Origin of the sequence: Coprococcus sp. AF102-57 (assembly GCF_027686195.1) — a bacterium.
GTDB classification, from domain to species: Bacteria; Bacillota; Clostridia; order Lachnospirales; family Lachnospiraceae; genus Allocoprococcus; species Allocoprococcus comes.
Genome location: NZ_JAQCSY010000003.1, coordinates 126,383 through 141,587 on the forward strand (window position 1 = coordinate 126,383; position 15,205 = coordinate 141,587).

Below are 15,205 nucleotides of genomic sequence, written 5' to 3' on the forward strand. Positions count from 1 at the left end.
GTTTTTGACCCTGGTATCATAGCATAAAAAGAATGTGCTCTGTCACATTTGGAAAACCATAAAAGGAGGGATGAAGATTTACAGAAAATCTTCATCCCTCCTTTTGGATAATGTCTATCTTAGTTAAGGAGTGTACAATTTTCAAAATCTACATTACCAAGCTGTTCATTCGTTGCACTGATGCTGACATAAAAATCTACATCATTTTCTTTGGAGATCTTTTTCAGTGTTTCGATGAAAGAAGGAATGTTCTCAAGTGTGATGTCGGCGTGTTTTAAAATACCGTCGATAAAGATTGCTTTGATATCATGGTCTGCGCTTAACATACCGTAAATAAATCCAAGATATTCATCGGTATTGGTGATTACATCATAGTCATCCATGCAGATCGCTCTGATGTTGAAAGATAAGCTGTATGTATCTCTGTGGCTCTTCTTGATGAAGAATACGTTTCCTTCACATGTCTTTACAGCTTCGTTAGCACGTTCGATCATTTGCTGGGTTTTTCCGCTTCCTTTTGGGCCTGTCAATAAATTAACCATATTATCAAGTCTCCTTTGTTTATGAATTTGTACTAAAAAAGTACGAGATTTTATAAAACTATTATACACTAATCACAATGCATTAACAAGCTATTTATTTGCATCTTTTAAAGAAATGTGATACGATATAGCTCGGAAACAATTTGCAGTTAGAAAAGGCTAATTTATGAAATTATAATAATAAGAAAAGAGGAACGAAAAATGACGAAAGTTGATATTATTTCTGGTTTCCTGGGAGCAGGAAAGACAACATTCATCAAGAAACTGATCGAGGATGTATTTCCGGGAGAAAGACTGGTCCTGATCGAGAACGAATTTGGGGAGATCGGTATTGATGGCGGATTCTTAAAAGATGCCGGCGTTGAGATCACAGAGATGAACTCAGGATGTATCTGCTGTACACTGGTGGGGGATTTTAGCAAAGCACTTCAGAAAGTACTTGTAGATTATACACCGGATCGTGTCATCATCGAACCTTCAGGAGTTGGAAAGCTTTCTGATGTTGTAAAAGCAATCGAGGGTGTCAAAGATGAGGCAGATATTGAGATTGACGGAAGAATCACAGTTGTTGACGGTAAGAAAGCAAAAATCTATCTCAAGAACTTCGGAGAATTCTTCAATAACCAGGTAGAGCATGCATCTACGATCGTTATCAGCCGTACCCAGATGATGACAGATGAAAAGGTAGAAGAGTGCGTGCATATGCTGCGTGAGAAAAATGCAGAGGCAACCATTATTTCCACACCTTGGGAAGAACTTGGAAAAGATGCCGTTTTGCATGCCCTGCAGCATGGCGCTGAGATCGAAGGTATCCTGGAAGAACATGCACACGAGCATGACGACCACGAACATCACCATCATCATGATGACGAATGTGGCTGCGGTCATGATCACGACCATCATCACGATCACGAAGAGCATGAGCATCATCACGAACATGATGAGAACTGCACCTGCGGATGCCATGACCATCACCACGGACACGAAGGACATCATCATGCAGATGAAGTATTTACGAGCTGGGGCAAGGAGACTGCTCATAAGTATACAGAAGAAGAACTGGATTACCTGCTGAAAGCATTATCTGAGACAGATGCTTACGGAACCGTACTTCGTTCCAAAGGAATTATCCAGATGGCAGACGGTTCCTGGAAGCAGTTTGATATGGTTCCGGAAGAATATGAAGTCCGTGAGGGACAGGCTGATTACACAGGACGTGTATGCGTGATCGGAACAGATCTCAAAGAAGAGGATCTGATTAAGTTATTCCATATCTAGGAGGAGCAAGCGGCGATGACAACACCGGTATATATCTGTACAGGATTTCTGGACAGTGGAAAAACAACATTTATCAAGGACACACTGATGAAGCAGGAATGGATCGAAGAAGGTCCGACATTGCTTTTGCAGTGTGAAGAGGGAGAGGAAGAGTACTCGGAAAAATATCTGGATGAGAACGGACTGTTCCTCTTCAATATAGAAGAAAGAGAAAAGTTAAATAAAACTTTCTTTGAAAACTGTGAGAAGATCTATCATCCGGTCCAGGTGATCATTGAGTACAATGGAACCTGGGATCTGCAGGAAATCCTGGATGAAGATTTTCCACGCAACTGGGAGATTCAGGGTGTGTACTCAACGGTTAGCGGTGAGACGTTGGACATGTACCTGAAGAATATGCGGAATATGCTGATGAACCAGCTTACAGAATCTGAGTTGATCATCATCAACCGTTGTGGGGAAAATACAGACCGAAGTGCGTTCAGACGTGCCCTTAAGATCCAGAACCCGCAGGCACAGCTGATCTTTGAAGGCGTGGATGGCAATATTATCCCGCAGACAGAAGAGGATCTGCCATATGATCTGAAAGCAGACCATATCTTCATTGATGATGTGGACTTTGGTACCTGGTATGTGGATGCATATGAGCATCCGGAGCGCTACGAGCACAAGAAGATCACCTTCCTTGCACAGCTTTTCCGTCCGAAGGGAATGCCGGCAAATATGCTGATTCCGGGAAGACAGATCATGACCTGCTGCGCAGATGATATCCGTTTCTATGGATATCCATGTAATCTTGGAAGGGCAGCGCAGATTACACAGAGAAGCTGGAAAAAAGTAACCGTCAAGTTCGAGTACGAAGCGTACCGTCCGATGGTTCCAAAGCAGCCGGTTCTTTATATGCTGGAGATGGAATCCGCAGAAAAACCGGAAGAAGAGGTAGTATATCTTGGATAAATTTCAAGTATTAAAGCAATTTTTTGGCTATGACGGATTCCGACCGGGACAGGAGAAACTGATCGATGCGATCCTGTCCGGTCGGGATGTACTCGGCATACTGCCAACGGGAGCCGGAAAGTCCATCTGTTTTCAGATTCCGGCGCTGATGATGGGAGGTATTACACTTGTGATATCTCCCCTTATTTCTCTTATGAAGGATCAGGTGGCATCCCTCAACCAGGCAGGGGTTCATGCAGCCTATCTGAACAGTTCCCTGACTATGGGGCAGTACCGGAAGGCACTTGCTTTTGCAAAAGAAGGAAGATATAAGATTATCTATGTGGCACCGGAGCGGCTGGAAACTGCAGAGTTTATGGATTTTGCTATGAGCGTGGATATTTCTATGATCGCAGTCGATGAAGCGCACTGTGTTTCCCAGTGGGGACAGGATTTCCGGCCAAGTTATTTAAAGATCACAGAGTTTGTAGAGCATCTTCCGAAGCGGCCGGTTGTGAGTGCATTTACTGCAACTGCGACGAAAGAAGTAAGAGAGGATATGATCGATATTCTGATGCTGGAGGATCCGGAAGTAGTAATGACAGGTTACGACAGACCGAATCTGTTCCTTGCGGTACAGTCTCCAAAGAATAAATATGCCGCACTCAAAGCATTCATTGAGGAGCATCCGGATCAGTGCGGGATCGTCTACTGCCTGACCAGAAAGCAGGTGGAGGAAAATTGCGCACTCCTGGAAATGGATGGGTTTTCCGTGACCAGGTATCATGCGGGACTGACAGACCGGGAGCGGCGTGATAATCAGGATGATTTCATTTATGACCGGAAACAGATCATGGTGGCGACGAATGCATTCGGGATGGGAATTGATAAATCCAATGTCCGCTTTGTCGTACATTACAATATGCCGAAGAATTTGGAGTCCTATTATCAGGAAGTGGGACGCTGCGCCCGAGACGGTGAGCCGGGGGAGTGCCTGCTTTTATATAGTGGACAGGATGTGATCACAAACCAGATGTTCATTGAGAACAACCGCGACAATCAGGAACTGGATGAGCTGACGCGCCGGATCGTGATGGAGCGGGATCAGGAGCGCTTGAAAAAGATGACTTATTATTGTTTTACAAAGGAATGTCTGCGTGATTATATTCTGCGGTATTTTGGGGAATACGGAAGCAATTACTGTGGGAACTGTTCAAACTGTAAGACGCAGTTTGATACTGTGGATATGACGGCAGAGGCAAGGATACTTGCCATGTGTGTAAAAGAAAGTCATCAGCGTTATGGAATTAATGTGATTCTGGATACGGTGCATGGAGCAAATAATGCGAAGATCCGGCAGTATGGCATGGGTGTCAGTCCGGCTTACGGGGTACTTTCTAAGACGCCATCGTGGAAACTCAGGCAGATCTTCAACCAGCTTCTGGCAGAAGGATATCTGAAGACCACACCGGATTCTTATATGATCGTGAAACTGACTGAAAAGTCGGAAGCACTGATTGCAGGGCAGGAGACATTTGCAATGAAGATGGCAAAAGAACCGGAGAAAGAGGCGAAGGAAACGCCGAAGAAAAAAGTGAAAAAAACAGCAGGACTGGTCCTTAATAAAGAGCAGGAAGAGTCTTTTGAAATCCTGCGCGTTCTGCGGGCAGAGATAGCAAGAGAAGAAAAAGTTCCGCCTTATATTGTATTTTCCGATAAGACTCTTGTGCAGATGTGTATCGAAAAACCGACAAATAAGAATGCTATGCTGAAAGTTTCCGGTGTGGGAGAGTTCAAGTTTGAAAAATATGGAGAGCGCTTTCTGGAGGTAATCCGGTCGTGGACATAGAATATCGTCTGATCCGGTCAAACCGAAGAAGCATCGGAATCGAAATTGACCGGGAAGGAAAGGTGACGGTCCGAGCACCCTATTCCTGCGAGGAAAAGCGGATTGACCGGTTTCTTCTGGAAAAAGAGAACTGGATCCGGCAGAAGGTGAAGCTTCAGAAGGAAAATGCAATGAAGCGGCAGGAAAAGAGAGAGATGCCGGAAGCTGAAAAGAAATATTACCGAAATCTGGCAAGAGAAGTATTAGGTGCAAGAACCGGATACTATGCCCGGAAAATGGGTGTGACCTATGGACGTATTTCCATCCGGGAGCAGAAGACCAGATGGGGAAGCTGCAGCAGCGTGGGGAATCTCAATTACAACTGGAAGCTGGTGCTGATGCCTCCGGGAGTTCTGGATTATGTTGTGGTGCATGAGCTGGCACACCGTAGAGAAATGAATCATTCCGCTGCATTCTGGAAGGTCGTGGCGACGTGGATGCCGGACTATAAAAAATATAGAAAATGGCTGAGAGATAACGGAAATCAATTTTAAATGGTAAAAATAATCAAGAATTCGTAGAAAACAATCAAGAATCTCTTGACGGAACTTGTATTTATTTTTATAATAACAAGGTATATGAAAAAAACAAGGATAAGGATCAGTAAAAGATTAGAGTCTGTACAGAGAACTGCCGGGCGGTGCAAGGCAGCAGATCAGATCTTTGAACTCGCCTTTGAGTTCTTCTGCTGAACGGTTTTCAGATAGGCAGAAGCGGGAATTCCCGTTATAGAATCACAAGTGCGCTGCACCGCAAGTTATGTTACCGGGATGCGGCGAAGAAGAGTGGTACCACGGAATTTAATCTTTCGTCTCTTTGAATTTATCAAAAGAGGCGAAAGATTTTTATTTAACAGGAAATCCTGATGGAATTTCCTGTTAAATAAAAGGTTAAGACACTTTTTTTCATACTGAAACAATACCAGGAGGAAAGAAAAATGGCAGTACCTTACAATCATAAGGCAATCGAAAAGAAATGGAAAGAAAAATGGGCTGAAAATCCGGTTAATCCGAAAGTGGATGAAAACGGCAACCCGAAAAAGAAATATTATTGTCTGGACATGTTCCCGTATCCGTCAGGAAACGGTCTTCATGTAGGACACTGGAGAGGCTATGTTATCTCCGATGTGTGGAGCCGTTACAAACTGCTTCAGGGATATTACATCATTCATCCGATGGGATGGGATGCATTCGGCCTTCCGGCTGAAAACTATGCGATCAAGATGGGAACCCATCCTGCAAAATCGACAGCAGCAAACATCGCGAATATCAAACGTCAGATCAATGAGATCTCAGCGCTTTATGACTGGGATATGGAAGTCAATACAACAGATCCTGATTTCTACAAATGGACACAGTGGATCTTTGTAAAGATGTTCAAAGAAGGACTTGCATACGAAAAAGAATTCCCGATCAACTGGTGCCCGTCTTGTAAGACAGGTCTTGCAAACGAAGAGGTTGTAGGCGGAAAATGCGAACGCTGCGGCGCTGAAGTTACAAAGAAGAACCTTCGTCAGTGGATGCTGCGTATCACAAAATATGCAGACCGTCTGTTAAATGACCTGGATAAGCTTGACTGGCCGGAAAAAGTTAAAAAGATGCAGACAGACTGGATCGGTAAATCTTACGGTGCAGAAGTAGATTTCCCAGTTGAAGGAAGAGAAGATAAGATCACTGTATACACAACAAGACCAGATACGCTTCATGGGGCAACCTTCATGGTACTTGCACCGGAACATAAGCTTGCAGCAGAGCTTGCAACACCGGAACACAAAGAAGAAGTAGAAAAATATATCTTCGATTCTTCTATGAAGTCTAATGTAGACCGTCTGCAGGACAAAGAAAAAACAGGTGTATTTACAGGAACTTACGCGATCAACCCTCTGAACGGAGCAAAGGTACCGATCTGGCTTTCTGATTATGTACTGGCTGATTATGGTACAGGAGCCATCATGTGTGTACCGGCTCATGACGACCGTGACTTTGAATTTGCAACCAAGTTCAACATCCCGATCATCCAGGTTATTGCAAAAGACGGTAAAGAAATCGAAAATATGACAGAAGCTTACACAGAGGCTTCTGGAACGATGATCAATTCCGGAGAATGGAATGGCATGGAAAGCTCTGTCCTTAAGAAAGAAGCTCCACATATCATCGAAGAAAGAGGAATCGGACGTGCAACTGTAAACTACAAGCTGCGTGACTGGGTATTCTCCCGTCAGAGATACTGGGGAGAACCAATTCCGATCGTACACTGCCCGGATTGTGGTGCTGTACCGGTACCGGAAGATCAGCTTCCACTGAGACTGCCGGATGTAGAATCTTATGAACCGACAGGAACAGGAGAATCTCCACTTGCAGGAATCGACGAATGGGTAAATACAACCTGTCCTGTTTGTGGAAAACCGGCAAAACGTGAGACAAATACTATGCCGCAGTGGGCTGGATCTTCATGGTATTTCCTGCGTTATGTAGATAATCACAACAACGAAGAACTTGTATCCAGAGAAAAAGCAGATGCAATGCTTCCGGTAGATATGTATATCGGTGGTGTAGAACATGCAGTACTTCACCTTCTGTATTCAAGATTCTATACTAAATTCCTTTGCGATATCGGTGTGATCGATTTTGATGAGCCGTTTGTCAAACTGTTCAACCAGGGAATGATCACAGGTAAGAATGGTATCAAGATGAGTAAGTCAAAAGGAAATGTCGTGTCTCCGGATGATCTTGTAAGAGATTATGGATGCGATTCTTTAAGAATGTATGAACTCTTCGTAGGACCACCGGAACTGGATGCAGAGTGGGATGACAGAGGAATCGATGGTGTATACCGTTTCCTTAAGAAACTCTGGAACCTGCTTATGGACAGCAAGGATAAAGATATCAAACCAACCAAAGAGATGATCAAAGTACGTCATAAACTGGTTTATGATATCACAACCCGTCTGGAAAGCTTCAGCCTGAATACCGTTATCTCTGCATTCATGGAGCATACAAATACACTGGTTGCAATCGCTAAGAAAGAAGGTGGAGTAGACAGAGATACTCTGGATACCCTTGCCGTATTACTGGCACCATTTGCACCACATATGGCAGAAGAAATCTGGGAAGAACTTGGCAACAAAGAAAGCGTATTCCGTGCCGGATGGCCAAAATACGATACAGAAGCCATGAAAGATGATGAAATCGAAATTCCGGTACAGATTAATGGAAAAACAAGAGCAGTCATCAAGATTTCCGCAGAGGCTACAAAAGAAGAAGCAATCGCTGCCGGAAAAGAAGCAATTGCTGATAAGCTTACAGGAAATATCGTAAAAGAAATTTACGTTCCGAAGAAGATCATAAACATTGTTCAAAAATAATTGAGAAGAAAATCTCACAACAGGATAAAGTGCTTGAGAATATTGAAAAGTTCGCTTAAAATCAAGGTTTACGGACATTTTTCTTCAAAGAAAAGGTATCGTAGAATACCGCAAAATATCGTAACAGATTTTTAAAATGGAGTAAATTTGGAGTAAAGATTGAAAGAAAATGGAGTAAATATTTCAAAGATGTAATGAGAAATGGCGTAGGTAGTGAAAACATTATCTGCGTCATTTTATAATGCAGAAATATCCATAGATTCACTCTTTGAAAGAAGCAAACCTGTTGTTAGGAACAAGAAGGACATTATTTTTGAAAGGTTCAACATTGACAGACCGAAAGACTTCCGTGGGCATTCTCTGTCTGTCAGTGATATCGTAGTTCTGAATGACGAGGAAAAAGTAATTGCTCATTTTGTAGACAGTATCAGTTTTGAACAGCTGGATTCTTTCTTGAATCTGGAAGAACAGGTTCTTAGTAAACTGTCATATGCGGTAGGAGAACGATATTTTGCTATTCAGAGAACAGAAGAAGGATATGATTATTTCTTTTACGATGAAGATTTCCGCTTGATGGATGGTGGCGGTTATGAGAATGATGAAATTCCTATTGAAGAAGCGGCGGAGGAACTGGAAGAGGCAAATTATAACATGATTGATAACGTCCTCAACAATATGCCACCGAAGAAAGCGCCTTATTTGGAATATTTTGCCACAGAAAGCGACGAGTTCCACGATATGGGCGATTATGAAAAGAGTACTGATGTTAATCAGATAGCTGCAATCTATGAAAAATATAGGGAGAATCCAGAAACTGCATATCTTGGATGCTCGATGGGAATTATTTATCGTGATCCGGAAGACAGTTACTATGATGAAGCTGAATTTGCAATTGTAAAAGGAAATACAGTACTTGGAAATCTGATGGACGATGTTCGATTTTATGGAGAACTTGTACTGGTAAGGGAAGGAATTGAGAAAATTCATGAAGCATTACCTGACTATAAGTACGTTCCGATGCGGGATGTTCGAGAAGCAATGTATCCAGAGAAGATGAACACGGAACAGTTGGCAGAGGCACTGGATGAGATTGCAGAAGCTTTTGATCCGTATGAGTATCGGGATAATGTGGAAATGGGAGAAAATACGGTACAGGAAGTAATGCTGGATTTACGAAGTGGAAATATTCATTCCTATATTTCGTATCTGAAGGATATCGTAGACGAAGAATGTGACCAGTCTGTGCGTGCAGGTGTATTGATTGAAAGGCTGAAAGCCTATGAGCCGGAGCTTCCAAAAGATATGGAACCGATGGTATATGTGAATTATTGTGAGAAAAGTGAGCTGGGGAATCCAAGATGCCAGAAGTTATCTGACTTGGATTCCAAAACCGTAGAACAAGACAAAGTCTGGTATGCTGATCGTAATCCAAACACCATCGAACAAAAAACGACAGCACAGATGTTTTTTACAGTATATTATGCTGAGAAGGGTGACAAGATGCTGCATCATTTTCAAGGTAAGATAGATATTGGCACCGGAAACGGCGGCATCATCAGTCAATTAAAAATGCAGAATGAAATGAAATTGACGGATGAAAGTTGGATTAGCTATCAGCAAGGAAAAGGTAATGAAGAGTATCAGAAATATATGGAAGATCTGACAGATATGCAGAATCATGTATTGCCATATTTGCAGAGTTTTTGTAGCCTGGAAGAAGAAGGTGTGAAGGAGAGACGAGAACAGCAGATAGCAGAAAAGAATGAGAGCAGAGAAGCTGTGCCAAGAACTGGCGTTGAAGCAAATACAGTAGTTAAGGATGCGGGGAAGGCTGAAAGAAAGGCAATAACAGAGAAAAAGACAATGATAGGAAAAGAGAAGAAACTATCGATCCATGAACGCTTGGAAATCAATAAGAGAATCATCCAGGAAAAACAGGGAAAAGATAAGCCGGAGAGAGGAGCTGATTTGGGTGTAAGGACGGTGTAGAATAAGCAGAACGAGTCGGAGGTCACGGATGACAACGTGGCTTCCGGCTTTTTTGTCTTGAATGATTTGTGCTTCAAACTTTTATGTGACAAACGTAACTTGCTGTGATATTATAAAATAGATATAAGCGAAAATGACTTTTGCGGAAACGAAAGTATCTTTATATTTTTTTACCGGTATACTTCCTATAATGGGAATGAATACTTGCAAAGTTGATTACTAATATTTTTTCATTATTACAGGTACAATAAGAACATGTAATAGCGGAAATGAGGTATAGTTACTTGCAGATAGAGAAGTATATTGCGGATAAAATAACATCTTTATATGATACGCGTGACATCAGTAAATACAGATTATCGCAGCTGTCGGGAATTTCCCAGTCGTCACTGGGAAGAATCATGGCGCAGGAAAACCTGCCGTCGCTGATCACACTTGAAAAAATATGTGCAGCTTTGGGTGTGACATTATCGCAGTTTTTTCAGGAAGGTAATTCAGAGAATCTGACAGAAGAGCAGGAAGAAGTTTTAAGGATATGGAACGATCTGAATACAAATGAGCAGGAAACAGTGATGTCAATGCTGCGTGGACTTCGGAAGTAGGAGAACGGTTCGATGTATATATCGGCTGTTCTTTTTTTGTTTTTGAACGTTAAAACGGTAATTTTTTTCTTGTGCATAGTAGAACGTTAAAGTATAATAAAATTAGTTTTTTTGGCATAAGTTTAAAAGCTATATCTATAATAAGGAAATCGGCAAACCAGATGAAAGTCTGGGACGCAAAGCTACAGGGCCTGTAAAATGGCAGCCAGTTGCATGAAATGAGGTGCACTGTCTGTCTGACAGTGTTTTTTTGCGGTGTTATTTCATAGACGTGACAATAATGATTTTATCAGGAAAGAATGAGGAAAATAAAAGTATGAAAAAGGCAAAATGTTGTCTGATAGCAGTGGTGTCAGGTGTACTTGTAGCAGCTGCTGTCTTGTCTGGATGTGGACAGTCAAAGAAAGAAGTATCTAAAAACGATGATCATCTTACCGTTTATTTGTGGGAAAATCGTTTGATGAAAAATATTGCACCCTATATCCATGAACAGTTTCCTGAACAGGATATTGAATTTATTATTGGTAACAATGATACCGATTTATACAGTTATTTTAAAGAACATGATGAATTACCGGATATCATAACAGTACGTCGATTCTCCGGAACAGATGCACAGGACTTACAGCCTTATCTTATGGATTTTGCTTCTTATGATGTTGTTTCTAATTATTATTCTTATGCGGTGCAATATTATAAGAATGCGGAGGATGAAATCCAGTGGCTGCCAATCTGTGGTATTCCGCAGACGATCATTGCCAACAAAACACTGTTTGAACAGTATGGAATTAAGATTCCGGAAAATTATGAGGAGTATGTACAGGCCTGTCAGCAGTTTTATGATAATGGCATAAAACCGTATTGCATGGATCTTGGGGAAGACTGGTCTAATAATGAAATCATCCAGGCGGCGGCAATCGGTGAGTTTACAAGCCTGGATGGTATTGAATGGCGAAACGGTGCAGAAACTGCAGCGGATGAAGTAAAGTTTGATGATGCATTATGGAAACGTATTTTTTCAGAAACCAGTCAGTTTCTGAAAGACTCGCACTTTGGTAAAGAAGATATCAATATTGACGTCGATACAGGAATCCAGATGTTTGTCGAGGGAAAATCAGCAATGTTTCATGGACATCCGACGGTTATGCAGCAGCTGCAGAAACAGATGGATGCGGAGCTGATCCGTATTCCTTATTTTTCACAGACATCGGATGAATCCTATGTGTACATGACTCCGTCCTTAAACATTGCATTTAACAAAAACCTGGAAAAAGACCGGGAGAAACTGGATACTGCACTGGATGTGCTGGATTGTATGATTTCAGAAGAGGGGCAAAAGCTGATTGCGGATGGAAGCGGCGTTATTTCATTGAATACAGATGTTCCAACCATGATGCAGGATGTGCCTGGACTGGAAGAGGAAATTAATAATAATGCTGTTTATATCCGATATTCCGCTCAAAAATCATTTGATGCAAGTCTTGAGGCTGTTCACGGATTACTGTCAGGGGAGATGGATGAAATACAGGCTTATGATACTTTTTGCAGTGTAATGAATCGTAAAGATCCAGAAGAAAAAGCAACGGTGAATTTTGAAAATGAATATTCCATTTCACTGAACGATAGAAGTGGCCGTGATGCAGCATCTTCCATTTTAACTACGATCAGAGAAGAAAATGATGCACAACTGGCTCTGGCACCATATTATTATTTCACTTCTTCTATGTACAAAGGAGAATGCACTAGTAGCCGGGGTGGCATGATGACAGCGAAGAGTTCAGATACAGCATTATATGTTGCAAAAATCAATGGTAAACAGGTTTGTGAACTCGTGGAAAATTATCTTGCCGATGCGGATGAGAATTTTTACGTAACCAATAAATACGAATTACCAATTGCATCCGGTATGAAAATGATCGTCAATCAAGAGGAAAGTGGATTTTCATTAAAGGACTTGACAGTTAATGATAAGAAAATAGACAAAGAAAAGGAATACTCTATTCTTCTTACAGACACCACAATGTCTGTATTGAAAAAAATAAATCCGAAATGTGAGATTGAGAAGCTTAAAGATACAACATTATCAAGTGCATGGATCACAGCAATGTCAAAAGGACAGCAGCCGTCAGCACCGGAAGACTATATAGAGGTTGAACAGTAAAAGTGGAGATAGAACAAACGGTAAATAAAAGAAAAAAAATAACTAGGCTGTTGCTTATACTACTTATTATTCTTTTAAGCTTAGGTTGTATAAAGTATCTTATAAGCAAGTCTAGCAAGTATATCAGCGAAAATGGAAAAAGCAGTATGGGAGCTGTTGTTGAACAGATACAGCAGACCTATGATCTTCAGGTGAGTGGATACTACAGCCAGCTGCAGTTGGTTGAGGAATTTTTACTTCATGAGAGGGGGCTGTCTCTTGAAACGGATGTGAACAAAAGTTTCTTTGAGGCATGGGAAAAAGAATCGGAAAGTACCCTTATATTCATTCAGGAGAATGGTCAGGCAATATCAGCAGGTGGAACAAAAATGCGGATTGATATGCCAAGTAAACTTCTGCTGGACTTAAAGAATGGATACAATATTGGAAAACTGGTGCGTCTTGATTATGATCAGAAGAAAAAAGACGGTTATCTGGTTGCAATTCCATGTCAGGAATATACGATCAATGGGGAAACTTATACGGCAATTGGAACTGTGTATGATCATTCGAAACTGGATTCCATGTTAAAACTGAAAGGTTATGACGGAAAAGCATATTTGTTCATGCTGGATAATGACGGAAATATTACGTATACGAACCAGAGTGGAGATAAATACCTGCGTAATTATTCTTTGTTAAAACATTTAAAAGGGGAACAGGCCATTACAGAAGAAGAGGCTGATTGGTTCAAAAAGAAGTTTGATAACAGAGAATCCGGAGTTGCACTTTTGGGAAAACAGAACCCCTATTATCTGGGGTATTGCCCGATAGAAAGCAACAACACCATTTTGGTATGCATTGTGGCAAAGGGAGTTGTTGACAATGTGCTGATGGATTACCAGAAAACGGTGCTGTTTACAACAATACTCATGGCAGGTTTTATACTTTTACTTTTTGCCGGATTATTCTACAGTATTTCCAGACTTAGTCTTGCAGATCAAAAAGCAGAATATGAAAAAAGAAAGAATGAACTTCATTTGCAGACAATGAAGGAAATGGAAGTAATCAATCAAAAACTGAAAAAGGCAAAGAACGTTGCAACAGAGGCTTTACAGACAGCTGAAAATGCAAATAAGGCGAAAACGGATTTCCTGTCTAATATGTCACATGATATTCGCACACCTATGAATGCAATCATTGGTATTACATCTTTGATCAGACATGATGCAGGTAATAAAGCAAAAGTTATAGAGTATGCAGATAAAATAGATATTTCATCACAGCATCTGTTAGGAATTATTAATGATGTTCTGGATATGAGTAAGATTGAGGCAGGAAAAACAGTCTTCAAGTATTCTGACTTTTCTATTCTGGATTTTATGCAGGAACTCGACACTATATTTCATTCTCAAATAAATGAAAAGCAGCAGACCCTTACAATCATAAAAGAAAATATTCAGCATGAGTGGGTGAATGGGGATCAGGTTCACCTGATGCAGATTTTCAGCAACCTGCTTTCCAATGCAGTGAAGTATACCCAGGAAGGTGGGGAAATTCAGTTCTTTGTAGAAGAATGTGAGACAAAGTCATCTGTCTATGCAAAGTACCGTTTCTTAGTTAGCGATAATGGTATGGGAATATCGGCAGATTTCAAGGATACAATTTTTGATGCGTTTACCCGTGCGGAAAGTTCCCTCACAAATAAAATACAGGGAACCGGACTTGGAATGGCGATTACTAAGAACCTGGTTGAGGCAATGGGAGGCACCATTGATGTGGACAGTGACCTGGGACAGGGAAGCTGTTTTGAGGTTCTCATGGATCTGAAAATTGCAGAGGATAGAACAGTTGCTCCGGTGGTACAAGAAGAAACAGATGAGCAGGATGGTAATATCCTGCAGGGAATGAGATTCCTGTGTGCAGAGGATAATGAGCTGAACGCAGAAATCCTGACGGAGCTGTTAAAGATTGAAGGTGCGGAATGTACCATCTGTGAAAATGGCGAAAAGATTTTGAAAACATTTGAACAGTCTGCTCCAGGTGATTATGACGTGATCCTGATGGATGTGCAGATGCCTGTTATGAATGGTTATGAGGCAACGAAGGCAATCCGCAGAAGCTCCCATGAACTGGCAAAGACGATTCCGATCATTGCCATGACTGCCAATGCATTCTCGGAGGACATTCAGCATTCTCTGGCAGCCGGTATGAATGCACATATTTCAAAACCGGTTGAGATGAAGGTGCTGGAAAAAACAATCAGAAGTATAAAATCTGGTGGGGGGGGGTACCGAACCGCAGGTCACTGAACAGTGACAAATGGATTTGATGCGGCAGTGCAATTTTCTTACACTAGGAGGTTGACAAGGAGATGTATAGAGAAATATATTTGACAGACAGACAGACAGACAGACAGACAGACAGACAGACAGACAGACAGACAGGAGATTTAATATGATTTCG

10 protein-coding genes, 1 riboswitch and 1 other annotated feature are annotated in these 15,205 nt (G+C 41.5%); of the genes, 9 read left to right on the forward strand and 1 reads right to left on the reverse strand.

The features are described 5' to 3' along the window. Window positions 1-119: 119 nt before the first annotated feature. On the reverse strand, window positions 120-542 hold the full coding sequence (locus PGZ10_RS03145; protein WP_117555837.1) for a DsrE family protein: 423 nt from the start codon (window positions 540-542) through the stop codon (window positions 120-122). Between the two features lie 201 nt (window positions 543-743). Here PGZ10_RS03145 and PGZ10_RS03150 point away from each other — a divergent pair, with 201 nt between their 5' ends. The 9 genes from PGZ10_RS03150 to PGZ10_RS03190 all read left to right on the forward strand — a co-directional run bounded on the left by PGZ10_RS03150 (window position 744) and on the right by PGZ10_RS03190 (window position 15,051). Further along, entirely contained in the window at window positions 744-1,820 is a 1,077-nt protein-coding gene (locus PGZ10_RS03150; protein WP_270540665.1) for a CobW family GTP-binding protein, read from the forward strand. A gap of 15 nt (window positions 1,821-1,835) precedes the next feature. Beyond that, window positions 1,836-2,777 carry a TIGR03943 family putative permease subunit gene (locus PGZ10_RS03155; protein WP_008369798.1) on the forward strand — a complete coding sequence of 314 codons (942 nt, stop codon included), beginning with the start codon at window positions 1,836-1,838 and terminating at the stop codon, window positions 2,775-2,777. Next, window positions 2,770-4,605, forward strand: coding sequence for a DNA helicase RecQ (gene recQ / locus PGZ10_RS03160; protein ID WP_270540666.1), 1,836 nt, complete (start codon window positions 2,770-2,772; stop codon window positions 4,603-4,605). Before PGZ10_RS03155 ends, recQ begins: the two co-directional genes overlap by 8 nt. Then, window positions 4,596-5,138: a M48 family metallopeptidase gene (locus PGZ10_RS03165; protein WP_270540667.1), complete on the forward strand. Its 543-nt coding sequence runs from the start codon at window positions 4,596-4,598 to the stop codon at window positions 5,136-5,138. Before recQ ends, PGZ10_RS03165 begins: the two co-directional genes overlap by 10 nt. A gap of 87 nt (window positions 5,139-5,225) precedes the next feature. Then, window positions 5,226-5,463, forward strand: a binding site (T-box leader). A 118-nt stretch (window positions 5,464-5,581) separates the two neighbouring features. After that, a complete protein-coding gene (gene leuS / locus PGZ10_RS03170) occupies window positions 5,582-8,008 on the forward strand; it encodes a leucine--tRNA ligase (protein WP_270540668.1) in 2,427 nt (808 codons plus the stop codon). 213 nt (window positions 8,009-8,221) lie between these two features. After that, window positions 8,222-9,997, forward strand: coding sequence for an LPD25 domain-containing protein (locus PGZ10_RS03175; RefSeq protein WP_270540669.1), 1,776 nt, complete (start codon window positions 8,222-8,224; stop codon window positions 9,995-9,997). A gap of 284 nt (window positions 9,998-10,281) precedes the next feature. Next, on the forward strand, window positions 10,282-10,599 hold the full coding sequence (locus tag PGZ10_RS03180) for a helix-turn-helix domain-containing protein (RefSeq protein WP_270540670.1): 318 nt from the start codon (window positions 10,282-10,284) through the stop codon (window positions 10,597-10,599). 141 nt (window positions 10,600-10,740) lie between these two features. Continuing rightward, window positions 10,741-10,816: riboswitch (cyclic di-GMP riboswitch) on the forward strand. 99 nt (window positions 10,817-10,915) lie between these two features. After that, entirely contained in the window at window positions 10,916-12,760 is a 1,845-nt protein-coding gene (locus tag PGZ10_RS03185) for an extracellular solute-binding protein (RefSeq protein ID WP_270540671.1), read from the forward strand. Between the two features lie 146 nt (window positions 12,761-12,906). Then, entirely contained in the window at window positions 12,907-15,051 is a 2,145-nt protein-coding gene (locus PGZ10_RS03190; RefSeq protein ID WP_270540673.1) for an ATP-binding protein, read from the forward strand. The last annotated feature ends 154 nt before the right edge of the window (window positions 15,052-15,205 follow it).